The 25,036-nt window shown below is 62.4% G+C and carries 25 protein-coding genes; 10 read left to right on the forward strand and 15 right to left on the reverse strand.

The features are described 5' to 3' along the window. The first annotated feature begins 9 nt into the window (after positions 1 to 9). Entirely contained in the window at positions 10 to 471 is a 462-nt protein-coding gene (locus D1223_RS10060) for a MarR family winged helix-turn-helix transcriptional regulator (protein ID WP_158588451.1), read from the forward strand. Between the two features lie 503 nt (positions 472 to 974). On the opposite strand, the gene D1223_RS10065 is transcribed toward D1223_RS10060, so the two are convergent. From D1223_RS10065 to D1223_RS10125, 14 genes are all read right to left on the reverse strand, one after another. Beyond that, on the reverse strand, positions 975 to 1,364 hold the full coding sequence (locus D1223_RS10065) for a hypothetical protein (RefSeq protein ID WP_119376310.1): 390 nt from the start codon (positions 1,362 to 1,364) through the stop codon (positions 975 to 977). A gap of 4 nt (positions 1,365 to 1,368) precedes the next feature. Continuing rightward, on the reverse strand, positions 1,369 to 3,330 hold the full coding sequence (locus D1223_RS10070) for a conjugal transfer protein TraG (protein WP_119376311.1): 1,962 nt from the start codon (positions 3,328 to 3,330) through the stop codon (positions 1,369 to 1,371). Positions 3,331 to 3,446: 116 nt separating this feature from the next. Beyond that, positions 3,447 to 5,372: a DUF3363 domain-containing protein gene (locus D1223_RS10075; protein WP_119376312.1), complete on the reverse strand. Its 1,926-nt coding sequence runs from the start codon at positions 5,370 to 5,372 to the stop codon at positions 3,447 to 3,449. Between the two features lie 218 nt (positions 5,373 to 5,590). Further along, positions 5,591 to 6,091, reverse strand: a complete 501-nt coding sequence (locus D1223_RS10080; protein ID WP_119376313.1) for a S26 family signal peptidase — start codon at positions 6,089 to 6,091, stop codon at positions 5,591 to 5,593. After that, the gene (locus D1223_RS10085; protein WP_119376314.1) at positions 6,088 to 6,321 is read right to left on the reverse strand and encodes a helix-turn-helix transcriptional regulator; all 234 of its coding nucleotides are present in this window, start codon (positions 6,319 to 6,321) and stop codon (positions 6,088 to 6,090) included. Before D1223_RS10085 ends, D1223_RS10080 begins: the two co-directional genes overlap by 4 nt. A 166-nt stretch (positions 6,322 to 6,487) precedes the next feature. Continuing rightward, on the reverse strand, positions 6,488 to 6,811 hold the full coding sequence (locus D1223_RS10090) for a DUF736 domain-containing protein (protein ID WP_045694945.1): 324 nt from the start codon (positions 6,809 to 6,811) through the stop codon (positions 6,488 to 6,490). A gap of 291 nt (positions 6,812 to 7,102) precedes the next feature. Then, entirely contained in the window at positions 7,103 to 7,279 is a 177-nt protein-coding gene (locus D1223_RS18835; RefSeq protein ID WP_158586588.1) for a hypothetical protein, read from the reverse strand. A gap of 24 nt (positions 7,280 to 7,303) precedes the next feature. Then, the gene (locus tag D1223_RS10095; protein WP_119376315.1) at positions 7,304 to 9,076 is read right to left on the reverse strand and encodes a ParB/RepB/Spo0J family partition protein; all 1,773 of its coding nucleotides are present in this window, start codon (positions 9,074 to 9,076) and stop codon (positions 7,304 to 7,306) included. Between the two features lie 48 nt (positions 9,077 to 9,124). After that, positions 9,125 to 9,601: a hypothetical protein gene (locus tag D1223_RS10100; protein WP_119376316.1), complete on the reverse strand. Its 477-nt coding sequence runs from the start codon at positions 9,599 to 9,601 to the stop codon at positions 9,125 to 9,127. Position 9,602: 1 nt separating this feature from the next. Next, on the reverse strand, positions 9,603 to 10,169 hold the full coding sequence (locus D1223_RS10105) for an antirestriction protein ArdA (protein ID WP_158588452.1): 567 nt from the start codon (positions 10,167 to 10,169) through the stop codon (positions 9,603 to 9,605). Positions 10,170 to 10,415: 246 nt separating this feature from the next. Continuing rightward, complete coding sequence (locus D1223_RS10110; protein ID WP_119376317.1) at positions 10,416 to 11,168, reverse strand: DUF6339 family protein; 753 nt, start codon at positions 11,166 to 11,168, stop codon at positions 10,416 to 10,418. Continuing rightward, entirely contained in the window at positions 11,161 to 12,000 is an 840-nt protein-coding gene (locus D1223_RS10115; RefSeq protein WP_119376318.1) for a hypothetical protein, read from the reverse strand. Before D1223_RS10115 ends, D1223_RS10110 begins: the two co-directional genes overlap by 8 nt. Then, positions 11,997 to 13,766 (reverse strand): hypothetical protein, encoded by a 1,770-nt coding sequence (locus D1223_RS10120; protein WP_147372779.1) that lies wholly within the window; start codon positions 13,764 to 13,766, stop codon positions 11,997 to 11,999. Before D1223_RS10120 ends, D1223_RS10115 begins: the two co-directional genes overlap by 4 nt. 176 nt (positions 13,767 to 13,942) lie before the next feature. Next, on the reverse strand, positions 13,943 to 14,170 hold the full coding sequence (locus tag D1223_RS10125; protein ID WP_119376320.1) for a hypothetical protein: 228 nt from the start codon (positions 14,168 to 14,170) through the stop codon (positions 13,943 to 13,945). Positions 14,171 to 14,436: 266 nt separating this feature from the next. Here D1223_RS10125 and dcm point away from each other — a divergent pair, with 266 nt between their 5' ends. Genes dcm through D1223_RS10140 form a run of 3 tightly spaced genes read left to right on the forward strand, consistent with a single transcriptional unit; the run spans position 14,437 to position 17,542 of the window. Beyond that, entirely contained in the window at positions 14,437 to 15,669 is a 1,233-nt protein-coding gene (dcm, locus tag D1223_RS10130; RefSeq protein ID WP_119376321.1) for a DNA (cytosine-5-)-methyltransferase, read from the forward strand. Then, positions 15,662 to 16,150 carry a very short patch repair endonuclease gene (locus D1223_RS19280; protein ID WP_119376322.1) on the forward strand — a complete coding sequence of 163 codons (489 nt, stop codon included), beginning with the start codon at positions 15,662 to 15,664 and terminating at the stop codon, positions 16,148 to 16,150. The genes dcm and D1223_RS19280 overlap by 8 nt, the downstream gene beginning before the upstream one ends. A gap of 60 nt (positions 16,151 to 16,210) precedes the next feature. After that, positions 16,211 to 17,542: an MvaI/BcnI family restriction endonuclease gene (locus D1223_RS10140; RefSeq protein ID WP_119376323.1), complete on the forward strand. Its 1,332-nt coding sequence runs from the start codon at positions 16,211 to 16,213 to the stop codon at positions 17,540 to 17,542. Between the two features lie 288 nt (positions 17,543 to 17,830). Here the strand turns inward: D1223_RS10140 and D1223_RS10145 are convergent, their stop codons facing one another. Beyond that, positions 17,831 to 18,679 (reverse strand): DNA -binding domain-containing protein, encoded by an 849-nt coding sequence (locus D1223_RS10145; protein WP_119376324.1) that lies wholly within the window; start codon positions 18,677 to 18,679, stop codon positions 17,831 to 17,833. Between the two features lie 279 nt (positions 18,680 to 18,958). Here D1223_RS10145 and trbB point away from each other — a divergent pair, with 279 nt between their 5' ends. The 6 genes from trbB to trbL are packed head-to-tail and all read left to right on the forward strand — an operon-like array spanning position 18,959 to position 25,036. Further along, the gene (gene trbB, locus D1223_RS10150; RefSeq protein WP_119376325.1) at positions 18,959 to 19,954 is read left to right on the forward strand and encodes a P-type conjugative transfer ATPase TrbB; all 996 of its coding nucleotides are present in this window, start codon (positions 18,959 to 18,961) and stop codon (positions 19,952 to 19,954) included. After that, positions 19,951 to 20,286: a TrbC/VirB2 family protein gene (locus D1223_RS10155; RefSeq protein ID WP_119376326.1), complete on the forward strand. Its 336-nt coding sequence runs from the start codon at positions 19,951 to 19,953 to the stop codon at positions 20,284 to 20,286. Before trbB ends, D1223_RS10155 begins: the two co-directional genes overlap by 4 nt. Continuing rightward, the gene (locus D1223_RS10160) at positions 20,286 to 20,540 is read left to right on the forward strand and encodes a VirB3 family type IV secretion system protein (RefSeq protein WP_084146418.1); all 255 of its coding nucleotides are present in this window, start codon (positions 20,286 to 20,288) and stop codon (positions 20,538 to 20,540) included. Before D1223_RS10155 ends, D1223_RS10160 begins: the two co-directional genes overlap by 1 nt. Next, complete coding sequence (gene trbE / locus D1223_RS10165) at positions 20,534 to 23,005, forward strand: conjugal transfer protein TrbE (protein WP_119376327.1); 2,472 nt, start codon at positions 20,534 to 20,536, stop codon at positions 23,003 to 23,005. Before D1223_RS10160 ends, trbE begins: the two co-directional genes overlap by 7 nt. A 9-nt stretch (positions 23,006 to 23,014) precedes the next feature. Further along, positions 23,015 to 23,713 (forward strand): P-type conjugative transfer protein TrbJ, encoded by a 699-nt coding sequence (gene trbJ, locus D1223_RS10170; RefSeq protein ID WP_034763738.1) that lies wholly within the window; start codon positions 23,015 to 23,017, stop codon positions 23,711 to 23,713. 6 nt (positions 23,714 to 23,719) lie between these two features. Beyond that, on the forward strand, positions 23,720 to 25,036 hold the full coding sequence (gene trbL, locus D1223_RS10175; RefSeq protein WP_119376328.1) for a P-type conjugative transfer protein TrbL: 1,317 nt from the start codon (positions 23,720 to 23,722) through the stop codon (positions 25,034 to 25,036).

Below are 25,036 nucleotides of genomic sequence, written 5' to 3' on the forward strand. Positions count from 1 at the left end.
GAGAAACGTATGACGTCGCCCACTCGGTCGCCCGCTGCCGTCCTTCAAGGAGATCCCAGAATAGATTTCAGCTTCCTTCTTGGTGACGTCACCCGCCTAGTGCGCCGGGCATACGATCAGGAAATGGCAGCGATTGGCCTGACGCGATCACAGTGGCACCTGCTTGTTTACGTGATCAGGCTGCAGAGCCCGACCCAGACGCAACTTGCGGAAACACTCGATATTGCGCGTCCATCTGTCGGCACGCTGATCGATCATCTCGAAAACACAGGTTACGTCTCACGTGTGCGCGATGCTGGCGACCGACGTGTCTGGCGGATTATTCCGACCCGTTTGGCGATCCAGCGCGCAGAAGAGTTTGAGCGAGCGGCCGAGCGTGTTGCATCGCAAGCCTTCGACTCGGTCGCGCGCAATGATCTGACCAAAGCAACGGCATTGCTTTTGACAATTAGCGACAATCTGAAGTCCTGACTCGTCTTTGGCCGGACTGAAATGAGGAACTCCCGCGAAAGTCGCGGATCGGCACACAAACGAAACATCGCGGCACCTGACGTGCCACTGAGTTTCTGTCCGAAAGGGAATGGCGTTTTTCGGCGCCAAACTCCAAGCAATTGCTGGTTCAATGTCGCTTTTGGGCCAATCCAGCTCTGATGGCCAGAACATTACGACCGGCTGGTTCGCTCAACAAGCGCCGTTACGCCCAAGGGTGGAAGGCTCCTCGATTTCAAACTGAGGCACAACCGAACTGAGACCCACAAGGGCGGACATTCTCAGGAACAATTGGTTGAGGCAGCGACATGATCCTTCGGGAACATTCTTGGATGCGGCAATACGTCGGCCATCTCGGTTGTCGCTCATCACGACGTCGACCGCTTTCGGATCTGCAGATGCCGATCCCTCGTTTCCAATTGCTCCCCCCCTTACCGCCGCGGCGGCGACTCGACTTTTCATGGGCGGTGTGAAGGCAACCTGGCCTACCTATCGATATTCCGTGTATCGCGACCTCCAATCTTCCGCGCGACCTGACCGATGAAATGATCGAACCGCTTCTGGCCGAGGGCGTGGGCGATATCGCGATCGCCCTCCGGGATCGGTTCGGTGCGGGTCAGCCAATAGTAGATGTAGTGGGCGAGCGTCTCGTAGGTGTAGGCGACATCGCGCTCGATCTCGGCTTGTCGTCGGTCGAAGGCATCCACCCGCGCCAGCAGCCGCTCTTCGAGGACCGAGCGCGCCTCTGGATCGAACCAGGCCCTGAGCGCGTCCTCAACGATGGCGGTCTTGGTCGCGCCGGGTCTGTCGGCCGCCTCGCAGAGCTGGGCGTAAAGTTTTGTTGAAATTCGAATGTTCACACGTGGCTTTCCCATGGGATCAGAACTCCGGCAGGAAATCAGGATCACCGCGATCGGCGGCGACAGCGCGTCGGACGGTTTCGAGGTTGCGGTCATCGGACGGATCGGCGCCGTCCTGCGGATCCGGTGACAATTCGGGTTCAGGTTCTGCACGATGAGCCTCAGCCGTGATCTCATGTTCCGGCTCGCGGGTGCGTTTCAGCGCAAGGCCGTCCGTCTCGCCGGGACGCGGTTCTGCTGCCTCGGCAGCAACCGGCGGGGCAACCCATGTCGTCCAGGCGGCGGCGGAGGCATCGCCGGTCCATTCGACAGACGCAGGCGGCAAAACCCGCCGCGTGAAATTCCCGTCCTCGAAATAGCGCAGCTTCTTGGCCAGAACCGGCGGCGCGCCCGACGCCATCACGATCTCGTCGGTCGCTGCGAGCTGCATGACCTCGCCGGGCGTGACCAGCGCGCGCTGGGTTTCCTGGCGCGAGACCATCATGTGTGACAGCCAGGGCGCGAGCCGGTGGCCGGTATAGTTCTTCTGGGACCGGAGTTCCGTCGTCGTGCCGAGCGCGTCGGATATCCGCTTTGCGGTGCGCTCATCATTGGTCGCGAAGGCGATCCGCACATGACAATTGTCGAGGATCGAATTGTTGGGCCCGTAGGCCTTCTCGATCTGGTTCAAAGACTGGGCAATGAGATAGGCGCGGATGCCGTAGCCCGCCATGAAGGCGAGCGCGCTCTCGAAGAAGTCGAGCCGCCCGAGCGCCGGAAACTCGTCCAACATGAAGAGAAGCTGCCTCTGTCCCTTGTCCGGAAGCTGTTCGGTCAGCCTGCGTCCGATCTGATTGAGGAAGAGCCGGATCAGCGGCTTGGTGCGCGACAGGTCCGAAGGCGGAACAACGAGATAGAGCGACAGGGGTTCACCTGCCCCGACCAGATCCTCGATGCGCCAGTCTGAATGGCCCGTCACTTCGGCGATGACCGGATCGCGATAAAGCGACAGGAAGCTCATCGCGGTGGAAAGAACACCGGAGCGTTCATTCTCTGACTTGTTCAGAAGCTCCCGCGCCGCCTGCGCCACGATGGGATGCACGCCGCGCGTCCCCAGGTGCGGTGTCGTCATCATGGCGCGCAGCGTGACGGCGAAAGAGCGCTTCGGATCGGACAGGAACCGCGCGCACCCCGACAAGGTCTTGTCGGTTTCGGCATAGAGCACATGCAGGATAACGCCGACGAGCAAAGCGTGCCCGGTCTTTTCCCAATGATTGTGCCGCTCCAGCGAGCCTTCAGGATCGACGAGAATGTCAGCGATGTTCTGGACGTCGCGCACCTCGTGCTCGCCCCGCCTGACCGCCATCAGCGGATTGTAGCGGGGGCTGCGCCGGTCAGTCGGATCGAACCGTACGCAGCGCGAAAAGCCCGCGCGCCACCCCGAAGTCAGGTCCCAGTTCTCGCCCTTGATGTCGTGAATGACCGCGCTGCCGGTCCAGGAGAGGAGCGTCGGCACAACGAGCCCCACGCCCTTGCCGGATCGCGTGGGCGCAAAGGCCATCACATGCTCGGGTCCGGCATGACGCAGATACCGCCCGCGCCAGCGCCCGAGGAAGACGCCGTCCTCTCCCAGGAGCCCTGCGCGTTTGAGGTCTGCACCATTGGCCCAGCGCGCCGATCCATAAGTGGTGACGTTGCGCTCATGGCGGCTGCGCAGGACCGAACCGGCGATCGCCGCAAGAAATCCGAGCGCCGAACCGGAAACTGCAATCAGGCCACCCCGCGCGAAGACCTCCGGCGCATAAGCCTCATAGGCATACCACCACTGGAAGAGCCGCCAGGGCTTGTAGACCGGCGCGTCGCCGACGAAGAACCAGGGCGCGCCGAGCGCAGGCTGGAAGCCCAGCGCCTCCGCCGTCACTTGCGTGGCGAGCCAGACTGCACCGATGATGAGCGCAAACACCACCGCGATCTGGCCGATGAGGATTTTCGTGCCGGTCATGGCGGGTCCTTCCGGGAGCAGGTTTTGTAGGCTCCCAGAATGGTCGCGCGCGGGCAGGTGCGCCCAGCCGCAAAGCGCGCCAAAGCGTGCAATCTCCTGCAAAGACTTGCATGGAGTCAGCGCGACAAGCCCCGCGTCCGCTCCATGCCGAGGCTCCAGGAGAGGCCCCGCGCGGTGCGCTGGATGCTCAGCTCGCGGCCGATCTGTCGACCGAGCGCCTCGCGCCAGGGCACGAGGGTGAACTCCCTGGCATTGCCGACAATCGCCATGCGTCCGGCCCCGAGATCGACATGGCCTTCGAGCTTGCCCTCGAACCCGTCGCCCGGCTGAAGTGTCAACGCCTCACGGTTCGAACGCGCCGCAATCGCGGCGCTGGCGCGTGTCAGCTCCATGACCCGAAGACGTGCACGCTGATCGTCTGACAGGCGGTCCTGCCCCTCGCCAAGGTAGCCTTGCTCACGGAGCCATGCCTGTCGCTGTGCCCGGAGCCTGCCGATCTGCGTTTCGGCTGGCGCTTCCGCATCTGTCGACCGATCGAGCCAGGTCTCACCTCGAAAGTGAACCTGCTCTTCGGCGGGCACCCAGGACAGGACCGCCAGGCGGACCCCGCCTGCGCGCTGCGCCTCATGGCTCGCCGCCCGCTCCAGAAAATCCTCACCCACTTGCCATTCGCCGCTGGCAAGCCGCGCGCCGATCCCGGCCCGGCGCAGGGCTTCGAGCCTGCGTTTCAGGGAGAGCCGGTAATCCGGTTTCGAGCCCGGATCGTGGCGCGCATGCAGCGCCTCCGACCAGATGCCGCCCGCAGCCTCCGCTACGGCCGCGATGGCCCGGTCGGAGGCGCGGGCCACGGTGCTCGCCCGCCTCAGCTCCACCATTGCGCCTTCAACAGGCGGCGCCGCCATATCGACTGCGCCTGCCGGGACATGCCAGACCCGGCCACCAAAATCCTCGACCAGCAGAAAGCGCGTGTCGCGCAGCTCATCCTCAGGGCCATAGGCCTTCACAAGTCCCTGCACCGGTCCGGCCTCCGGCTTCAGCTCCTCGATGAAGGACACGGCCCGTCCCTGTCGCGTGTATTCCGCCGCCAGCGTGCGGATGATGTCGCCCCGCCGGGCCTCGCGTTTCAGTCTGTCCTGCCAGCCGGTTTTCATCTCGAAGGCCCGCTCATCGAGCCGCGTTGCGAGGCCGAGGGATTCCAGATGCCGAAGCCGCTGGAGTTTCACCGCGCGGTCGAACCGTGCCCCGCTGCCGCTCGCGTCATCAAGCTCGATACGCCCGCCCGAAAGAGCCGCATCGATCTCGCGGTCGATCCCGGTCCAGCGATCCTGGCTCACTTCGCTCTCACGCGCCTGCGCAATCTCCAGCGCCCGCCGCGGACCGAGCCGCTGCGTGACGAGGTCCTCGGCGGTTTCGCGAAGGCCGTTCATCAAATAGTCGCGGGCGATCACCACATCGCGCATGCGCGCATCGCGTCCGCGAATGACGATATGAGTGTGCGGATGCCCTGTATTGTGATGATCGACGGCGACCCAGTCGAGACGCCTGCCGAGGTCACGCTCCATCTGCGCCATGAGTTCTCGGGTGGCGCTTTTCAGATCGCCAAGGCGCGCGCCGTCTTCGGGTGAGACGATGATGCGGAACTGGTGACGGTCCTGCTCGCTGCGCTCCAGAATTCCCCGCGCATCGACACTGTCGCTCTCCCGGTCATAGAGCACGCCGCCTTCGCCGTCCCTGTCCACACCGTCGCGCTGCAGATAGCCAAGATGGGCACGGTAAAGACCCGGCCCGGAGCGTCCGCCGCGTGCGATATGAACCTTCACCACGACGCGGCGCATATGCAGACGTGAAAGACGCCCGGTCTGGAGCCCGCGCGTGCCGGCGGCGCGCCCGGCGCCAGAACGCGCCCCTGTGAAGCTTGCCCTCGTCGCCCTGGGCAGCTTTGCGATCGCCCGGCGCAGCTTGCGCGCAGCCGGCCGTCCTGAGCCTTTCCCCTGATCGCCGATCCGCCCGAGGCGCGGCGTGAAGGGCGTCTCCTCGCTCATGGCGCGGCCTCCGGCCCGTGCACCAGAAAAACCCTCGATAAATCTGAGACTTGCCGGAAACCCGTGCACCGCAATGCTGTGCAAAGGGTTCCAAAAATGAGATGTGCAGACAAGGCGTTAGGTGGCATGTGGTGCCACTGCTTCAATCTCGCCCTACCGGGTTCGCTTGTCCATTCGCTGCACCGCCTTGCATCGCTTTGCATGCGCTTGCAGTCCCGTCACTCATCCGAAGTCATGAGCGGGCGTGCCACGCCGACGAGATCGGAGCGCTGCATGGCCCCGAAATAGCGCCCGTCGAGAGAGTCCGGATGCGGCGCAAGAAGGAAGACCTGCTCCTCATCAAGGAGCACGCAGCCCTGCCAGACCGGCAGGGCGCGGCCCATGGAATCGCGTTCCCGGGCCCTCGCGACGGGCCTTCCATTGATCGAAACGTCCACGCCAGAGCGGCAGATTTCATCGCCGGGAAGGCCGCCTACCTGCTTCAATAAAGGCCAATCCCGCCCGACAAATCCGTGCTCCTCAGCCCACTGCGCTTCAGCGCTCCTGGCTGAGACGACGACCCATCGGCCAGGGGTGAATGGCTCGTCGCTCAGCCAGTAAAGCCCTTGCGGCGCGCTGCCGGTCCGGTTCCAGATCAGCCTGTCCATGGGGGAGAAGATGAGGCCGAACAGAGCAAGGCCGATGCCCGCGCCCGTCATCAGAAGTGCGCGGCGTTTCATTTGGTGTTCCTGATCTTCTCAGATGTGGAGGCACAGGCGTTGCGCTCTGACCAGGCGATGAGATCGGGCTTCGGATAGAAGACCCGTGCGCCATGTTTGCGGTAGATGGGACCGCGTCCCTCGCAGCGATAATGATCGAGTGTCGAGCGTGTCAGGCGCAGGAATTCTGCCGCCTCTGTCACGGTGAGAAGCTCCGGCCAGTCATCGTCATTCCGTCTGTTTCGTGTCATTGCAGCCGCTCCTTTTCTTCCTGCAGGCTTGGCAAAGACTTGCCGCGAACTGCGCCGATTTGGACGGAGAAAATCGCGCCCGCGCATTTTCTCCCCCCTTCCTGAGCACGCAAAAACCGCCCCGGAGCTGATCTCCGGAGCGGCTCATTGGCGATGGATCGGACCCCTAGTCCCGCGGGTTCCAGAGGATCACGTGGCGGCCTTTCTTGCCTTTCACGGGGGCGAGGTTTGCGTAGATCTTGCGCGGGCCGATCTGCGGGTCTGCGAGCGTGATCGAGACATATTCGCGGCCTGAAGCCTTGGCTTTGCGAAGCCACCCGCCGCCGATTTCGGTCGAGGTTTCGCCGGCGAAGATGCGGTAGTCGGGCTGTCCGTCGGCGGCTTTCTCCGCATTCTTCTCGATGCGGATGGCAGCCGAGAGGTTCATCATTGCAAGAGCGCCTTCGAAGCCGGTCTTGGTCTCAGAGACATATCCGAGTGCGTTGGCCATGGTGTGGTTCCTTTCGTTTCCATGTCGTCCCGGGGACCCCTTGTCCCCGTCGACGCCGGACCGAAAGGACGGCGCAGGGCGGGCCTGAACCGGCACGGGCGCAGCGCAGCAGAGCACCGGCCCGGAGAAGAATTTTGATCCGCGAGGAGCCGCGCATTCGGGGTCCCCATGGCGCTCGCGCCATGGGGTGAAAAGCGGCGGGGAAAATTCTTCGAAAGGGCCGGTTTCAAGGCCCGACAGGCGTCGTCCAGGTCACACGGCATGAGACGGGAACGAGGGGTTCGGAGCGCATCAGTTGGAAACGGATGAACCAACGCTGGCCGACATTTCGGAAAGCCAGGCGAGACCCAAAGACGGGGCGATTTTTTTGCGGCGCAATTCAATCAATGAACCCTCTGCCTGCGCCCAGGTTGCATCAATCAGTGCGCGGAAAACCGCCCGGCGACTGTCACCGGGCGGCTCCGTCATCCGCCTGACGAGGAGACTGAAAACTCAGGCGGCGTGTGGCCGATCGAAGGCTTGCGTCGTGGCCCGGACAATGTCTTCGCCGCGCTCGAACAGGCCCGCAATCCGTGCCCATGAATCTGCGGGCGGTGAGCCTGCACCCTCGATAAGGCGGGCGGGCGGCACCTGCATCCATGCGGGCCGCCAGTGGGGATTGGGTTCGCATCCGTTGCCGGTGATCCGGTTGCCGATGATTGCTTTCTGGACCTTGGCGGTGTCGCTGGCGCAGGATTCCGCCAGCGCCTTCGATCCGATGTCAGCAACCATGGCATTGATCGCGCGCTTGTCGCGCAGAAGGTCGAAGAAGGCTGGGTCCGGCTTCCAATGTTCGGATAAGTCCGTCTCGCAGACATGCAGTACGGCCTCGACGACCGGCCCGCCTGCTTCGAGTGTCTGCGCCATCGTGAAGGCCAGAACCTCCATGACTTCCGCGTCCGACATGGCGAGCAAGGCGGCGAAGATTTCGCAAAGCCGGTAGGCGTCGGCGTTGCGGCGGGCGTCTCCACGCACACCAAGCGCCTCGAACAGGGCCGCGATGCGGGCGCGCTTTCCTTCCATCTCTGCGGTGGCTTGCGAGCCTTCAAGGCTGGCGCATGTGTCCTCTTTGCGGCTGGCGCACTCATGGGTGCGGACATTCCAGAGTGCGCTGCCGGTCATCGCATGGGCGACCATCAGGCGCAGCGCGATAGAAGGCTCCGCAGCAAGGCTGGCCGCAGCTGCGCCATGGCGATGCAACAGGATGTATTCCGCCATCGGGCCTGACATTTCCGGTTTGACCGGTGCGGCTTGCGCATCGCCATCGCCGGACTTCGCCGTCTCCATCCGCCGCGCCTCGGCCTGTGAGATAAACCCCTCATGGAAGGTCACGGTGCCGTCATGGCGTAGCTCGACGAACACCTTGCCGCCTTGTTTCTTCGTGCGCGTCTGGTGATCCCAGCGATGGAAGAAGGCCCCGCGCTCAAGGCAGACAACGTCCTTCCAGCCGTCTGCAATGTGAGCATCAATGCTCTGCGCCACGGCTGCTGACTGCGCCTTCCAGAAGGCGTCCGGATCGGCGAAGACGCCATGCTCGCCGAACAGGTCGGCGGTGATCTGGCCTTCATAGTCGGCGATGTCGAACAGCGCCTTGTCGGTCGTGATGATCGCCCCGCCGGTGAGCCAAGCCTTGCAGTTCCGGCCCCGTGGTGCGCGCTCATCCTCGCTCTCGTAAAGCCGCAGCCATTCGGCCTGCTGGTCTTCTGTGGCGAGCGTCAGGGCGCGGATCGTCTCGCGGTCGATCTCCTCCTCGGCATAGAGCTTGCGGATCGGTTCTGCGAGCGACGCGAGCGCCAGAACGCGGCGCACCAGAAGCTCTGTGACGCCAAAGAAGCCAGCGATCTCGTCCACGCTGCGCCCCTCATCATGCAGGCGTTTGAAGGCGGTGTACTGCTCCATTTCAGAGGCTGGCAGACGTCCGACATTCTCGATGACGGAGGCTGCGATGGCGCTCGCGGCGTCGTCCTCGGTCATGATCGCGCAAGGCACAAACGGGGTCTCGCCGGTCTCCTTCTCGATCTCTTTCAGAGCAAAATAGCGCCGCCGTCCGGCGACGACGCCATAGTGATCGCCTTCCTTGCGGACCAGCAAAGTCTGACGGATTCCGCTCTCGCGGATGGATGGCAATATGTCGGACACGTCCGGCTTCTTGCGGCTGTGGCGCATATTGAGTTTTGAAATCCGAAGCTCGGACAGGGGGATGGTTTTGAGAATGGGCTGGGCCATGATCTGGCTCCTTGCTTGTTGAGGGGTTTGTGGATTGGGGGCGCGCCGTCAGGCGCGCGCCCCGCTGGTTTCCAGCGCCGCGCATAGGCGACGGGCGGCGTTGCGTCCTGCGTCCAGCGCCTCGGGTAAAAGCTCCTGCGCGACCTCGGTCAGATAGGCGTTGTCACTATCGGGATAGTTGGCCTCGACGCCCCAAAGGCTGGCGGCATGGGCGTCCAGCGTGACGCCCTCCAGCGCCACGGAAAGAACGATCCCGCAATAGCACCATTCGTCCTTGCGCCATGCCGCCATGACGGCTTCGGCCTTGGCCAGCGCCTCGGCAAAGCGTTGCCGGTGGTTCGGTCCGGGGCCGATGAATCCCGGCACATCCTTGTAGAGCGAAGGCCAGAAACCATCCTGGCGCTCATCCGGCGCATCGGGACAATCGTCCCGCACAATCCGCGCCGTGATCTCGAAGCCTTGGACCTCGCAAGAGATGCTGTCGCCCTCGCAAACGAAGGGCTGGAAGCGCTGTGTGAAGCTCATGTCAGCGGCTCCAGAACACATGGACTTCGTCGAAGCCCGTCTGGAACACCATGATCTCGCCATTCAGCGCCATGTCGCGGGCCAGCGCCTGCCAGTCGATATAGTAGCGAAGGGAGTCGGGAATCTCGGTGCCGGTGTCCTCGTGCAGCTGCTCGGCGAAGTCTGCGGCGCTGCGATATTCGCCCGCATAGTCCTCGAAGGCGGCGCGCGCCTCGGCGAGGTCGTCGCCGAAATGGCTCATGAGTTTCGCGCCAAGCTCGCCATGCTCCTCGATGAAATCGGCAAGCTCGCAAACGGTTTCGAATGAGGCGTATTCGGACAGGTTCGCGCCCTCGAAGCCTTCATAATCATGGATCGCCCATTCCTCGGCGTCGGGCTCCGGCGAATCCGTAAGCATGGCGCGGACCTGTTCCCAAATCTCTTCAGGGGTGGTCGCATCGATCCATCGTCCATGCAGGCAGCCGGAATTGTAGGCTGCAAGGCAGGCCACGTAGATGCGCGGCCTGTCGGGCTGCGCGGGTGCGGCGGTGGCTGCAAGAGGTGCAGCAGTTGCGAGTTGGTCAGTCATGTCAGTCTCCTTCCCCGCCCGCGTTCTTTTCCCGACAGTCGGGTGGGCGGCGAGGAGGTGCTCAGCCGGAGCGCACCAGGGCGGCGCGCAAGGGGAAGCTGTAGGTATGACGCCTAAAGACGATCAGAGCTGACAAAGACCCGCCCCCTTGCGCGGCGACCGCGCTCTGGCAGACGCACCGTCCGCCCACCTGACTGATGGGAACAGATATTGAGGCGGAGGGAGGCTGGAGTGGCTGGAACCGGTTCAGCTGAGATGCCGCCTCGCGTGTGCTGCCTGAGCGGCGGGCAGGTTTTTTTTGAGGAAAGCATCAATTTCGGTGTCAGTTGATGCCTCAAACACCCTGCCGCCGCCATTCCGGTCGAGCACCCTGATGAAGTCCTCGAAGGCGCGGTCATGGCTGTTGAGCCAGGGTTCGTCCCGCAGAAGCCGGATCAGACCGCGCGCAAGAGGCAGGCGAAACGATGTGTTGGCACGGTCGACGAATTGCAGTCGGATGTTCGCGCGCTTCAGCATTTGCCGGAGCACCCCTTCGGGATTCGTAGGATCGATCAGCGACGCGAGGTAGCCGTTCCACCAGAGCCGGCCAAGAGCGTTATCGTCCCGGCATTGCGCCAGACCAGAAGCGAAGAAGTGAAGTTCGATATCCCTCACAGGACTGGTCTCTCCGATCCATCGTTCGTGGGCGTATGCGAGCGCCTCGATGTGGCAGAGCCTCACCCAGACTCTTTCGTCGCGAGCGAGTGCCGGAGTCATACCTCTGATCGAACGGAAGACGTGAAGCGAATTTGCGACCTCTGCTTCGGGATCCCGCGAAGCGAGCAGTGCTTTCGCGAAATCCGGATCAACAGATGCCGTTCTGGTTTCCAGCGCCCAGCCAAGCTCTCTGGCCTCGTCGGCGAAGCCTGCGGTCAGGTAGCGGTCGAGATTCTCCTCAACACTGTCAAACAGTCTTGCGGCTACATCTGCAGAAACGAATCTGACGGGTCCTTCAGCCATTGTAAGTCTCCGTCAGCTTCGTGAGGTCAAGAAAGGGCCTTTCGAGCAGTCGTTGCGCGTCGCCGAACGCCGTCGCTGCTGCGGGCTCAATTTCGAGGCGGCCGCACCTGCGCCTGAAAGGTTCCAGCCAGCGAAAGCCGGCGAAGTCGTCTTCGCCATGCGCTTCGATAGCGGTCAGGACGGTCATAATCGTCGGAATGTACAGGCCGTTCATGACCGCTGCGGAAGCCGGCCCCTTCATCTCCCTCAGCGTATCAACAAGGTGCTTCGTCTGCGGTCCTGCAAGGATTGTGATCCGGTCTCGTCTGAGATCGATTTCAAATTCGCCCTCAGGCTGGTCCTCTGCGACTTTGAGGTCGAAAATCGTCTCAAGGGCGGGCAGGTCTGCCTGCGCGACAGTGATGGCGAATTCGTCTGCCATGGCGACGATGTCCCCGGCGCTGAGGTCCTGCGCGCCGGCGAATTCGGGGTGAACATCACCCGGCTGCCAGCCTGCGAGCTCGCTGAGCATCCAGACAATCGGCCGGAGCAGGACCGTATCGAGCAGCTCGCCGGACGCAAACGTGTATGAAGCCGGAAGGGTCCCCAGTTCGATAAGGCGTCTCAGACCGGTCGCCTCACAGATTACGAAACAGCCAAGCATCGCGCGTCCCGCAGAGATGAGATCCCCGATTGCCGTGGATGTCAGTACGCCTTCAAACCTCAGCTCAACGCCGCCGTCCTGAACGTCTTCTTCAAAACCGATCTCAACCTCGAACCGGCCGCTGCGAAAGTCGTCGCGCCACGAAGCAAGAACCGGATGCGGGAACGTCATCTCATTGGTCAGTCTCATGCCGCATTTCCCTCCTCAAGAGAGAATGACGAGAACTCGACCGGCCCGTCATAGGGCTCAGCGAATGACAGCGATACGGACTGTCTTTCCCCTTCGACAAGGTCGAGGACCAGCAGTCCTCTGGCAATACGACCCTTGTCGGCATTCGCCAGAGTGAGGCGGGTCGGACGGGTCAGACCCGACGCATCAATCCGGATGGCGGCAGTTACCGAAGCTCTTGGGGTAAAGAATATCCGGTGCGTGAATGCCGCGTCAGGCGCTTGCCGTCGGCAACGCTTACCTGAAATTGCAATCTCTTTCGCCTGGCCACGCGTTCCTGCACCACCCGTTCCTGAGCCGGTGCCTTGTCCGGTCCCGCCACCCGTTCCGCCTGACTGCCCCCCGGACGTCCCCGAACCGCCGGTGTCACCCTTTGTGCTTTCAGGTTCTGGTCTCCTGGCTTTGGTCCGTCTAGCCCGCCCGGTGCGGAAACGCTCGGGATCCCGCTCGTTCGCTTTCGCGTTTTCCGCCTGCTGCGGATCGCCCTGAAAGTATCGAGCGAGTTCATCAAGGCTGGTCGATTCGGATTCCCTCACTCCTGCAGCGGAACGGATGGCCTCACGTACAGTTTTGGCGAGCTTCCGGACCTGAGCGCGGGCCTCTCTGATCTCTCTGCTGTCATCAAGCCTTTCAGCCGAGAAATTATCATGCTCGGGATTCTCCATCCGTTTCAGGAACTCACTGAACGCCCTGCCATCCTCGTCGGGCCCGGGTTCCAGAACAGCAACAAACGGCCGGGTGCCGGAGAACGTTCTGAACGCGTCCCCGAAGTCCCTCAGATTGTCCGTTATATACATGCCGTTGCGAACGATCAGGACAGAACGCGGCTGTTCAAGGTCGTCGGCCACCAGAATGCGCAGCTGCGCACCTCGTGTCTTTCCGGTCGGAAGCGTGAGCGTTTCGCTCACGCCGGAAGTGAAACACGAATAGATATCACGGGTCCGGTGCAGAGCGTTGCGTTGTCCGGTTTCCTCCGCAATCTTCTCAAGCTCACTGTCTTTGAGATAGCCGGCCAGAGTACCCCGGTTGATCCTGTACCGTCCGCTGTCGATGCTGAATTCCATCTGGCCATCCATGATGGCACGGAGAAAGTTGGTGATTATGGAGAGGGCCATTCGTCCGGCCCACTGCTCATCCTGTCTGAAACCCACAGCAAAAATCGACGTTCCGCGATCAGATCTCACCAGCCAGTCCGGTAATCCGCCCGGTTCTGTAATCGCGTAGAAGTTCGCTTCGCCCCAGTATCCTTCTGCGGAAAAAGGCTTCCCGTCCCGTTCGTGAGAAATGAGCTGAAACCTGGCCTGGCACGCAAAGGCGCTCACGCCTTCATGTTCAGTAAGGGTCGAATAGAGAACGGTCTGAAGATCTGACACTGCGAAAGCGGCATTCTTGCCAATACCGAACGACCCGCCGGAGTCGGCGTTCTGCTTATTGTTGTCGCCGTCAGCCTTGACCAGAGAATTGAACACAGAACCGGGATCGTCAAACGGGCCGGTGAGTCCCGTCGTGTTGAAGTCTGCAATCTCCAGTACCTGAATTACGTCAGCAGACAGCGTTTCGGCTGCGCGCCTGAAGAAGCGCACTTCGGGGTGCTTCTCGGGGTTGCCGCCACGGCTCGCGCAACGCCGGATGCTCTCGCTAAGGCAAGCCGACACGGTTTCGGCAGCCTCGTCGGCGAAGGGCAGGTCCTCACGGGCGATACTGAGAAGATTGTATTCAAGGCGCACCGGCACTGCGGGCGTGCATGCTTCGCTGTCCTTCAGGCGTGCATCATTTGAGTTCTGCCCGGTTTCGCGCGCACAGCTACGGTACGGGTCATCTCTGAACTGCTGGACATTGCTGCCTGTGAGGCCCTGCGTCTTGCGTGCAGCATTCGGTATGAATTCGATCCTCGGCACCGGAACTACTCCCCCAGCCTGAAGACAGGATTGGACGGCGCACCGGGTTCGCTGAACCTTGATTTGGCTGCATCCAGTCCCTTCTGAAGCGCCCGGAACATCTGCTTCACGTCCTCCTCGCTGTATTCATAGGCGGACCGGTTCGACAGGTTGCCGATCAGCTGCAGTTCTTTCAGGGCCTTGCTGACCCTCGCCTCCGCAAGTTTCACAAACTTTTCCCGTTTGTCAGCCATGCAGCCTCCCACAATTCAACTTCCTAACGGTAGTATTACTCACAAACTCGGAATATGTCAACAATATGCAGACAATGTTTGATGCATATGTGCTGTCGCGCAAGCGCGGAAGTGGCCGGGCGGTGGTCTGCCTGGCACGGGGGCGGCGATCAGAGAAACGCCATCACCGCCGCGAGGGCGCCTCAGAACAAATGGTGAACTTTTGCTTGACCGGCGGGACGAATGCTGACATCAGGACATGAAATTTACCATAAAGGGCGATTCGGATGGCGACGGAATTCTCGAAACTCAGACTTCAGACCGGCTGCACGGCCGAGCAACTCGCGGCCGAGCTCGGCTATTCCGAACGCCAGGTCTACCGCTGGGAGACTGGTGAGACGAAGCCGCGCAAGGCGGTTCTTGACCGGGTCCGGGATCTGGCAGGACGACCTGCAGAGCCGGTCCCTTTTGCCGGGTTCACCTTCATCGATCTGTTTGCCGGGATCGGCGGCCTACGCACAGCGTTCGATGATGCCGGCGGGCGCTGCGTCTTCACGTCTGAGTGGGATAAGTACGCCCAGCTTACCTATCAGGCCAATCACCGAGACAACCGGCAGATCGCCGGAGACATCACTGAGGTGCATGTCATGGATATCCCGGCCCACGACATCCTTGTCGCAGGCTTTCCGTGCCAGCCCTTCTCCATTGCCGGTGTCTCAAAGAAGAATGCACTCGGCCGCCAGCACGGGTTTAAGGACGAGACACAGGGCACGCTGTTCTTTGATGTCGCGCGGATCATCGACGCCCATCGCCCTGCAGCCTTTCTGCTGGAGAATGTGAAGAACCTGCAGAACCATGACCGGGGCCGGACGTTCGAGGTGATCAGGCGGACGCTTGAAGATGAGCTTGGGTATGAGCTGCATGTCCGTGTCATCAATGCGAGGCACTTCTCGCCCCAGAACCGGGAGCGCATTGTCATTGTCGGATTCCGCGAGCCCACGGCGTTTTCATGGGATGCCCTGGAGCTGCCGCCGGAGGGTTTGAGGCGGATGCGCGACATTCTTCACCCGGAGGACGGCAGCGAGGCCCCGGAAGGTCATTATACTGTCGGAGAACGCGCTGAGGTCAGCGAAAAATATACGCTGACGGACAAACTCTGGGCCTATCTTCAGGGCTATGCGGACAAGCACAGGGCCGCCGGCAACGGGTTCGGCTTCGGACTGGTCGGGCCGGATGATACCTGCCGGACGCTTTCGGCGCGCTACTTCAAGGACGGATCGGAGATACTGGTCAGCCGGGGGAAAGGCAGAAATCCCCGCCGCCTCACGCCGCGCGAATGCGCCCGCCTGATGGGCCTGCCCGACAGCTTCAGGATTCCGGTTTCCGACACGCAGGCCTATAAACAGTTCGGCAATTCGGTGGCGGTGCCGGTCTTCCGGGAGGTTGCGCGGATCATGACACCGCATGTTCTGGACATCCTCTCCCCGCCGCAGGAAAGCCGTCTGAAACAAAGTGCCTGATGTTCATGACAAGGCGACCCGTAGCCGGAACATGGCTGCGATCAGAGGCTCAGACACCAAGCCTGAGCTTCTGATTCGAGGAGGCCTCCACAGACTGGGGTTCAGATACCGCCTTCACGCCAGAGACCTTCCCGGTCGTCCTGATCTCGTATTTGCGAAGTTCAGAGCCGTTCTCTTTGTTCACGGCTGCTTCTGGCACGGCCATGACTGTGCGCTGTTCAGGCTTCCGCAGACCCGCACTGAGTTCTGGAGACAAAAAATCCGGAGCAACACGGACAGGGATGCCAAATCCGCAGCGGCGCTCGCGGCAGACGGATGGCGCGTCGGAACCATCTGGGAATGCGCGCTGAAGGGACCGGAGCGACTGGACGCCGAAATTGTTGTCGCTGCTGCAGCAGGCTGGCTTCAGGGTAGCGAACCGTCTTTCTGTCTGGCGTCCCGGTCATCTGGTCACGGCCGCTCGCCGCTGCTGCTGACCTGACACCGCTGGTACGAATCCCCGTATTCTGTGTTCTTGTTTTGTAAGGGTTTCAGCGCCGGAATGAATTCGCTTGCTGCACTTATCGGCTTTTTCCGCTCGAAAGGCGCAACGCGTTTCTTTGCCAAGAAGCTCGCGCCGAACGATAACTCCAAGAACCAGATTTATCTCGGTGGGGATTTCTCCGCGCTTGGTCTGATCCCGCATGATGAGGTCCTTATCGATGAAACCGGCATCGCCGGGAGCGTGCGCGACCGCGCCAAAGCGAAAGTGCGCTTTCACTGGTATGCCGGCGGTCAGTTTGCGGCTGCACCGAATGCTCAGCTGATCCTGTATCCGAAATACCCTGAAGTCAGACTGTCTGGTCTTTTGCAGGGGTGCCGGAACGCGCCAAATGACGTCATCGCTGTCCGGGACGAGGGCCGCGTTCTGCTTTTCGCTGTCCATCCGGACGGGACAATCTTCGGTTTTGCCTGTCTCGCCGACCATCCTGTCGCGAGAGAGATTGAGAGTCTCACCGATCCGGAGATGCTTGGCGTTTTCGTGATGCTCACCGGCTATGGCACGGCCCGCAACGATACGCGGGGCGCCCTGATCGAAAAACTCCGGGAGATTCATCTTGAAGGCTGGATCCTGTCGCAGAAGCTCGGTGCGTCGGGGACTCCCGAGCCTTACGCAGCGCGCAACGGCGGAGGCTATACACTTGAAGCGAGACTCGGCATCAGCGCAAACGGCCTTGCAGAACCGGATTATCTCGGCTGGGAGATCAAACAGTTCGGCGTGAACGACCTCGGAAAACCCGTCGCAAAATCGCAGATCACGCTGATGACGCCTGAACCGGTCCGCGGGGTTTACAGGTCAGAGGGGCCTGAAGCATTTGTCCGGCGGTTCGGCTATGCGGACAAGAGCGGCAAACCCGACCGGTGGAATTTCGGTGGCATCTATAAGGTCGGAAAGACGGTCCATGCCGACACCGGACTAATTCTGAAGCTGACAGGGTTTGACCTCGCCAGCGGAAAGATCGACGACATGGCAGGAGCCATCTGTCTTGTTACACCGCAGGGGGAAGAAGCCGCTGCCTGGCCATATACCGCGCTGATTGATCACTGGAACCGTAAGCATGCCCGCGCGGCCTATGTGCCATCGGTGTTTCAGGGTCCGCCCCCGCAGTACAGCTACGGCTCGCTCGTCAGCCTTTATGAGAACACGGATTTTCTGAAGTTCCTCGCTGCCATCGCCGCCGGACACATTGTCTATGACCCGGCGCTTAAGCTTGAGGACGCATCCTCTGCCCGGCCAAAACTGAAGCGCCGCAGTCAGTTCAGGATCAGCCAGCCATCGCTCTCTGTACTTTATGACGATGGCGGGCACGTCGATGTGATGTCCGCGGCCTGACCTTTAAGCCACGGCTTTGAATTCAGCGCCCGCGACCCCTCTGGCGCCAGCCAGTGGGAAGCGCGGGCGCGCGGCCAGCCGGCGAGGCCCAGCACCACGATCTCCAGACGAACTACCGGACCCTCATTGAGCCTCGCCGGGCCGGTCGGCGCAGGATGGCTCCTGCGGCTCCGGGGCGAGCGCCGGGCGAAGGTCGGCGATCACCTCGGACCGCCCTGTTGCCTCTCATCGGCCTATCCAGCCGGGCGAACAGCCCCGCGCCTTTGGCGTGGGCAGGCCGCAAAGGACTCAGGCTGCCTGACAATCTCCGCCCAGGCGCGCCCCGAGGAGCTCCATCAGATACCCGCCATCGCGCAGGCCTTCGGCTTTGGAGATGACATAGCGGATGGATGCCCGTAGCGAACTGCCATCGACGCCCCATTCCTCGGCGACCGTTTTCGGCCCGTGGAGCAGTGAAGCGATTTCTCTCTGGCTCATCCCGGCCTTCAGGCAATCAAGCGCGATGACGCCATTGCGCAGGATCTGGGTGGTCTTCGTCCAGCGCGCCGCCGATGTGTTCGGTCCCTTTCCATAAAGCCGGAAGGCTTCCTTCTGGAGCTTCAGCTTGCGCTCATAGGCGACCATGTCCGAAATCTGCAGCTTCATGCGTACGGGTTCGAGGCTCAGCAGTGACATGCCTGTGCAGCGCACCTGGACGACGCAGTCATTACCACGGATCAGAAGATATTCCCGGCCCGCGCGGTCGGTAATATGCGTGATATCGCAATGAGGCACGGTGCGATCCCAGATGTCGCAGCTCTGGCCCGGCTTGCGCGGCGTGCAGTTCACCTCGACCTGGTCGGGGAAGACATAGTGGCTCCAGACGGCGTCCGCCTCGAAACCGTTCAGGTCCGGATCGGGCATAAAGACGAGTCCCCAGCGCTCAGCCAGGGTCTGGGGAACGCGCGAACGCAGGATGCGGATGTCAGCGCAATCGGCTTTCTTTTCGGAGATGTCGTCATCGCTGCGATGCGCCGCATCATCGCGAAGATCGTCATTGCGTCTGGCGTACTCCCAGGCCCAGCGGTCTGAAGAAAGCCGGGAGAGATAATCGTAAGCGGCTGTTTCCGCATTGGTTTCAAGTGTGAAGGTCTTCATGCCCTTTTCCTCCTTTCCCGGAGGCAACAGCAAAATTCGTTCCACACGCGATTGTGCCAATTCGAATTATTCCAATGACGGGAAATTCAGTTCGGTCTTGTGACATCGATCGGCGCCAAAAGCGCAATCGTCCGCAGGTCAATTATTGGTGTGATGCCTGACGTGGATTTGCAGAGGACTGCGACAGTCTGCAGTCGCTTGCGCGCAATGGCCGGTTTTCGAACTGATGTGAAGGCGCTGTTGCTGGGATGATTGAGGGGTCCACGAAAGGCCCCGTCCATGTCGCTATCCGCGCAACAAACGCAAACAGAAACCCGCCGCACCGCGATGCTGCGCACGGCCTTCTGCCCGGTGGTGCGCGAGGCGCTGGAAGCGCCTGACACGATCGAAGTGATGGCCAATCCGGACGGCTCGGTCTGGATCGAGAAGGCGGGCATCGGCGTCATCATTTCGCAGCACACACTTGCCCCTTGCGACCGCGAGCGCGTCATCCGCCTGGTCGCCTCAGGAGTTGGAGAGGCCGCTCACGCCAAGTCCCCCATCGTCTCTGCCGAACTCCCCGGCAGCGGCGAGCGGTTTGAGGGGCTTCTCCCACCTGTCTCGACAGCCCCATGCTTTTCGATCCGCAAGCCTGCGACGACGCCGTTTGAACTTGGCGACTATGTCACCCAGGGCGCGCTCGCGCCTGCGCTGGCTACAGCGCTGAAAGACAGTATCGCCAGCCATGCGAACATCCTGATCGCGGGCGGCACGTCCTCTGGCAAGACGACCTTCACGAATGCCTTGCTGGCAGAAGCCTCACTCCACGATGACCGCATCGTCATCCTCGAAGACACGCGCGAGCTGCGCTGCGCTGCGCCCAATGTGGTTCAACTCAGAACCCATCGCGGCAGCACCAGCCTGCAGGACCTTGTCCGCTCGACGCTGCGCCTGCGCCCCGACCGGATCATCGTCGGCGAGGTGCGCGGGGCTGAAGCGCTTGACCTGCTCAAGGCCTGGAACACGGGCCATCCGGGCGGGATCACGACGCTGCATGCCAATTCCGCCCACGGCGCGCTGGCCCGGCTTGAACAGCTGACACTGGAAGCCACACCCCGCGCGCCCTTCGATCTCATCGCCGAGGCGATTGACGTGGTCGTGTTCATGAGCCGCGCGGGCGGCCAGCGGCGCGTCGAAGAGGCGCTGCGCGTCACCGGCTTTGACGGCGAGGGGTACCAGACCGCCCCGCTCGTCTCCCGTTCCCTGTCCCTCGTCCAACATGGAGAAACCCAATGACGCTCTACACCCACCTTCAGGCTGTGAACCGAACGGTTCAGGTCGCGGCCTGTATCGGCCTCGGCCTCATGATCGCCGGTCCCGCCCATGCGGCAGGCTCCGGCATGCCCTGGGAAGGCCCGCTCGATCAGATCCTGACCTCGATCGAGGGCCCGGTCGCGCGGATCGTGGCGGTGATCATCATCACCATTACCGGCCTGACGCTGGCGTTCGGAGAAACTTCCGGCGGCATGCGCAAACTGATCCAGATCGTGTTCGGGCTGTCGATCGCGTTCGCCGCGACCTCGTTCTTCCTGACCTTCTTCTCGTTCGGCGGCGGAGCGCTGGTGTAATGGCCGACGGCTATGAAATCCCCCTCCATCGCTCGCTCACCGAGCCGATCCTGATGGCGGGCGCGCCGAGAACCGCCGCCATCGCCATCGGGACGCTCGCAGCCGCGGTCGGCCTCGGCCTCCAGCTCTGGATACCGGGCCTTGTGCTCTGGGCGGTCGGGCATTCGGCAGCGGTGTTCATGGCCAGAAGCGATCCGGATTTCATGGCCGTCGCAGGCCGGAGCACGCGGCACAAGGAGCATCTGACATGCTGAACCTCAGAGAATATGCCGAAACCCCGGTCCTCCTGGCCGACTACCTGCCCTGGGCCTGCATGGTCGCGCCGGGCGTCGTCCTCAACAAGGACGGGTCTTTCCAGACGACATTCAAATATCGCGGGCCGGACCTCGAAAGCTCCACCGAAGAAGAACTCGTTTCCGTCATGGCGCGGGTCAACAACGTCCTGCGCCGCTTCGGCTCCGGCTGGGCGCTCTTCTTCGAAGCGCAGCGCCATGAAGTGCATGACTATCCGGAGGCGGAGTTCCCCGATGCGCTGTCCTGGCTTGTCGATCAAGAACGCGCCCTGCAGGCCGAAGAAGCCGGAACCCGATTTGAAAGCGCCTACTATCTCACGCTGCTCTGGCTGCCGCCTGCCGACGCCACAGGCCGCGCCGAGAAGGCCCTGATCCAGCGCGCCGAAACCGAAGACGCCGCAACCTGGCGCCACCGGCTGGAGACGTTCCAGCAGCATGCGGCCCGCGTGTTCGATCTGCTCGCGACCTGCCTCGCCGAGATTGCGAAGCTCTCGGATGACGAAACGCTGACCTATTTGCATTCAACGATCTCGACCAAGCGGCACCCGGTCGCGACGCCCGAGCTTCCGGTCTTTCTCGACGCCATTCTCGCCGATGAACCCTTCGCAGGCGGGCTGGAACCCATGATCGGCGAGGCTCACCTTCGCACACTGACGATTCTCGGCTTTCCGGCCTCGACCCTGCCCGGCATTCTCGATGAGCTGAACCGGCAGGGCTTTGCCTATCGCTGGGCGACACGGTTCATCGCGATGGATAAAGCCGAGGCTGAAAAGGTGCTCGGCAAGAAGCGCCGCCACTGGTTCGCCAAGCGCAAATCCATCGGCGCGGTCCTGCGCGAGACCATGTTCAACGAACAGGCCGCGCTCGTGGACAATGACGCCGACAATAAAGCCGCTGACGCTGATGCGGCCCTGCAGGAGCTTGGCTCCGACCTTGTCTCTTACGGCTATGTCACCACGACCATCACCGTTGCACATCCCGACCGGCGCACGGTTGATGAACACATCCGCGTGGCCGAGCGCATCGTGAATGGCCGTGGCTTCACCGCGATCCGCGAGACCCTGAACGCCGTTGATGCCTGGCTCGGAAGCCTGCCCGGTCACCCCTACGCCAATGTCCGCCAGCCCATCCTGCACACGCTGAACCTTGCCCATATGGTCCCGCTGTCTGCGGTCTGGGCCGGCGAAGACACCAACCGCCACTTGCAAGCCCCCGCGCTCATTCAGGCCCAGACGGATGGCACGACGCCCTTTCGGCTCAACCTGCATATTGGCGATGTCGGTCACACGCTGGTCGTCGGACCGACCGGCGCGGGCAAGTCTGTCCTGCTCTCTCTGCTCGCTCTCCAATGGAGGCGCTATGAGGGGGCGCAGGTCTTCATCTTCGACAAGGGCCGCTCGGCCCGCGCGGCAACGCTCGCCATGGGCGGCGCGCATATTGATCTTGGCAGTTCGAACGCCCCGAGCCTCCAGCCCCTGAAAGACATCGACACAGACACCGGCGCAAGCTTTGCCGCCGACTGGCTCGCGGGTCTTTGCACCAATGAAGGCGTCGCGATGACGCCGGACCTCAAGGCAAAGCTCTGGGAAGCGATCCAGTCTCTCAGCTCAGCGCCTGAACCCGAACGCACGCTGACAGGCCTCAGCCTGATGCTGCAGGACGACACGCTCAAATCCGCGCTGCATCCGTTCACGCTGGAAGGTCCGCACGGACGGCTCCTCGATGCCGACCATGAAAGCCTCGCGCTCGCCGACACAGTCTGCTTCGAGATGGAAGAGCTGATGCATGCGAAAGGCGCCGTGGCGCCTGTGATCACCTATCTCTTCCACCGGCTGGAAGCGCGGTTTGATGGCAGGCCAACACTGCTCATCCTCGATGAAGCCTGGCTCTTCCTCGATGATCCCATGTTTGCCGCGCGCATCCGTGAATGGCTGAAGACCCTTCGCAAGAAGAACGTGTCCGTCGTGTTCGCGACGCAAAGCCTTGCCGACATTGCGAACAGCACCATCGCGCCAGCCCTCGTCGAATCCTGCCCCACGCGCATCTTCCTGCCGAACGAGCGCGCGCAGGAACCACAATCCCGCGAGACCTATCAGCGGTTCGGCCTCAACGCGCGCCAGATCGAACTGATCAGCAGGGCCACACCGAAGCGCGACTATTACTACCAGTCGCCCCTCGGGGCCCGTGTCTTCGATCTTGGCCTCGGGCCGATTGCATTGTCCGTCTGCGGCGCGTCATCGCCCGAAGACCAGGCCCGCATGGATCGCATCTGGGCCGAGACGGAAGGCGACGGCTTTTCCGCCTGCTGGCTGATCGAAAAGGGCCTGCCCTGGGCAGCCGAGCTTCTCACCCGCTGGCCCGGCCATGCGCCGGAGCCTGAGGCGCACGCGCCCTTCAATCCCTCCCACATCCTCGCCGCCGAATAGGAGCCCCCGATGAAACGCATACTTGCCTCCGCTTTGATCTGCGCCGCGCCGCTCTCCATCCTCATCGCGCCGCCCGCTTCGGCCCAATGGACGGTGTATGACCCGGCCAATCACATCCAGAACATCTACCAGGCCATCCGCTCGCTTCAGGAGGTCAACCAGCAGATCCAGCAGCTCACCCATGAAATCGAAATGCTGGAAAACATGGCGCGCGATCTGGAAGCACTGCCGGATTCTATCGCTGACGACATCCTGCGCCGTATGCGCCGCATCGAGGAGCTGATGCGCGAGGCCGAAGGCATCGGCTACCGCGTCGAGGAAATCGAGCGCGAGTATGAAGAGGTGTACCCGGAAGACTATGGCGCCGAGCCGCCGCGTCAGGCCGTGCTCGTCGAAGAGGCCCGCGCCCGCTGGCGGCAATCGCGCACAGCTTACAGGGACAGCCTGACCGTCACGGCGCAGGTCGTCTCCACAGCGCGGGCTGACAGTGACAGCCTCGACCGGCTGATCGCGGACAGCCAGTCCGCCGTCGGCAATCTCCAGGTCGCCCAGGCCGGCAACCAGATCGAAGCCCTGCAGACCGAGCAGCTCATGCAAATGGAAGCCATGATGGCGGCCCATTACCGCGCCGAGGCGCTGGAGCGGGCGCGCCAACTCGCCGAAGCCGAACGTGGTCGCGCACGCACCCGGGCCTTCCTCGGAGAATAGCGCGCCATGGACGTGATCGACACCTTCCTTGCGACCTTCATAGCTTACATTGACAGCGGGTTCGGCCTGCTGGCGGGCGATGTCGCTTATTTGTCGACCACGCTCATCGCCATCGACATCACGCTGGCGGGCCTGTTCTGGGCGCTAAGCCAGAACACGGACGTCATCGCCGGGCTCCTGAAGAAGGTGCTCTATGTCGGCTTCTTCGCCTTCATCATCGGCAACTTCTCTCTCCTCGCCGGTATCGTCTTTGACAGTTTCGCCGAGCTTGGCGTGACCGCTGGCGGCGGGACGATGACTGCCGATGATCTCCTGCGCCCCGGCTTCATTGCCAGTGTCGGTCTCGATGCCGGTCAGCCGCTGCTCGAAGAGATCAGCGACATGCTGGGGCCGATTTCGTTTTTTCATAACTTCATCATGATCGCGGTCATGTTCGTGGCCTGGGCGATCATCATGGTCGCGTTCTTTGTGCTCGCCGTGCAGCTCTTCATCACGATCCTGGAGTTCAAGCTGACGACCCTGGCCGGGTTCGTGCTCGTGCCCTTCGCGCTCTGGAACAAGACGACGTTCCTCGCCGAACGTGTCCTCGGCAATGTCATCACCTCGGGCATCAAGCTCATGGTGCTCGCCGTTATTATCGGCATTGGCTCGACGCTCTTCTCGTCGGTGACCGATGCGTTCCGCACCGGCGATGATGTGACGCTGGCGCAGGTCATGGGCACGGTGCTGGCTGCGATTGTCTTCTTCTGGATGGGCATCTTTGCGCCCGGCATTGCGAGCGGGCTGATCACCGGCGCTCCGCAGCTCGGCGCAGGCTCAGCAGTGGGTGCTACAGCGGGCGTCGCTGCCGGGACCTATGTAGCGGGCATGGGCGGCCGCGCCGCTGTCGGCGCGGTCGCGGGCGGTGCTTCAAGCGCCGTCAAGGCCGGCGCCAGCATGGCAGGAGCGGCGCGCACCTCCTATACGCTGGGCTCTGTCGCCTCCGGCGCATCCGGCGCAGCGGGCGTCGCCGCCGGCCTTGCCGGTGTCGCGCGCGCAGGCGGGGACGCCATGCGCCGCGCTGCAAGCCGTCCTGCCCAGTCCATGCGCGAGGCCTACCAACGCGGCAGTCAGGGCGCCTGGCGCGCAACCGGCGGGTCTGAGACCGCATCCATGCAAAGCTCTGCCTCCGGATCATCCTCATCCCAGAGCCCCGGCTGGGCCCGCCGCATGCAGACCAGCCAGCGCATGGGACAGGCAGGCCAAATGGCCGCCCATTCGATCCGCGACGGCGATCGCGGCGCTTCGGGCGCGAACCCAACCCTCAAAGACAAGGACGATTAG

Origin of the sequence: Henriciella mobilis (assembly GCF_003576285.1) — a bacterium.
GTDB classification, from domain to species: domain Bacteria; phylum Pseudomonadota; class Alphaproteobacteria; order Caulobacterales; family Hyphomonadaceae; genus Henriciella; species Henriciella mobilis.

Coding starts and splice junctions, on each gene's coding strand:
- D1223_RS10060 (WP_158588451.1), top strand. CDS start 10: ATGACGTCGCCCACTCGGTCGCCCGCTGCCGTCCTTCAAGGAGATCCC.
- D1223_RS10065 (WP_119376310.1), bottom strand. CDS start 1,364: ATGGGAAAGCCACGTGTGAACATTCGAATTTCAACAAAACTTTACGCC.
- D1223_RS10070 (WP_119376311.1), bottom strand. CDS start 3,330: ATGACCGGCACGAAAATCCTCATCGGCCAGATCGCGGTGGTGTTTGCG.
- D1223_RS10075 (WP_119376312.1), bottom strand. CDS start 5,372: ATGAGCGAGGAGACGCCCTTCACGCCGCGCCTCGGGCGGATCGGCGAT.
- D1223_RS10080 (WP_119376313.1), bottom strand. CDS start 6,091: ATGAAACGCCGCGCACTTCTGATGACGGGCGCGGGCATCGGCCTTGCT.
- D1223_RS10085 (WP_119376314.1), bottom strand. CDS start 6,321: ATGACACGAAACAGACGGAATGACGATGACTGGCCGGAGCTTCTCACC.
- D1223_RS10090 (WP_045694945.1), bottom strand. CDS start 6,811: ATGGCCAACGCACTCGGATATGTCTCTGAGACCAAGACCGGCTTCGAA.
- D1223_RS18835 (WP_158586588.1), bottom strand. CDS start 7,279: ATGACGGAGCCGCCCGGTGACAGTCGCCGGGCGGTTTTCCGCGCACTG.
- D1223_RS10095 (WP_119376315.1), bottom strand. CDS start 9,076: ATGGCCCAGCCCATTCTCAAAACCATCCCCCTGTCCGAGCTTCGGATT.
- D1223_RS10100 (WP_119376316.1), bottom strand. CDS start 9,601: ATGAGCTTCACACAGCGCTTCCAGCCCTTCGTTTGCGAGGGCGACAGC.
- D1223_RS10105 (WP_158588452.1), bottom strand. CDS start 10,169: ATGACTGACCAACTCGCAACTGCTGCACCTCTTGCAGCCACCGCCGCA.
- D1223_RS10110 (WP_119376317.1), bottom strand. CDS start 11,168: ATGGCTGAAGGACCCGTCAGATTCGTTTCTGCAGATGTAGCCGCAAGA.
- D1223_RS10115 (WP_119376318.1), bottom strand. CDS start 12,000: ATGAGACTGACCAATGAGATGACGTTCCCGCATCCGGTTCTTGCTTCG.
- D1223_RS10125 (WP_119376320.1), bottom strand. CDS start 14,170: ATGGCTGACAAACGGGAAAAGTTTGTGAAACTTGCGGAGGCGAGGGTC.
- dcm (WP_119376321.1), top strand. CDS start 14,437: ATGGCGACGGAATTCTCGAAACTCAGACTTCAGACCGGCTGCACGGCC.
- D1223_RS10140 (WP_119376323.1), top strand. CDS start 16,211: ATGAATTCGCTTGCTGCACTTATCGGCTTTTTCCGCTCGAAAGGCGCA.
- D1223_RS10145 (WP_119376324.1), bottom strand. CDS start 18,679: ATGAAGACCTTCACACTTGAAACCAATGCGGAAACAGCCGCTTACGAT.
- trbB (WP_119376325.1), top strand. CDS start 18,959: ATGTCGCTATCCGCGCAACAAACGCAAACAGAAACCCGCCGCACCGCG.
- D1223_RS10155 (WP_119376326.1), top strand. CDS start 19,951: ATGACGCTCTACACCCACCTTCAGGCTGTGAACCGAACGGTTCAGGTC.
- D1223_RS10160 (WP_084146418.1), top strand. CDS start 20,286: ATGGCCGACGGCTATGAAATCCCCCTCCATCGCTCGCTCACCGAGCCG.
- trbE (WP_119376327.1), top strand. CDS start 20,534: ATGCTGAACCTCAGAGAATATGCCGAAACCCCGGTCCTCCTGGCCGAC.
- trbJ (WP_034763738.1), top strand. CDS start 23,015: ATGAAACGCATACTTGCCTCCGCTTTGATCTGCGCCGCGCCGCTCTCC.
- trbL (WP_119376328.1), top strand. CDS start 23,720: ATGGACGTGATCGACACCTTCCTTGCGACCTTCATAGCTTACATTGAC.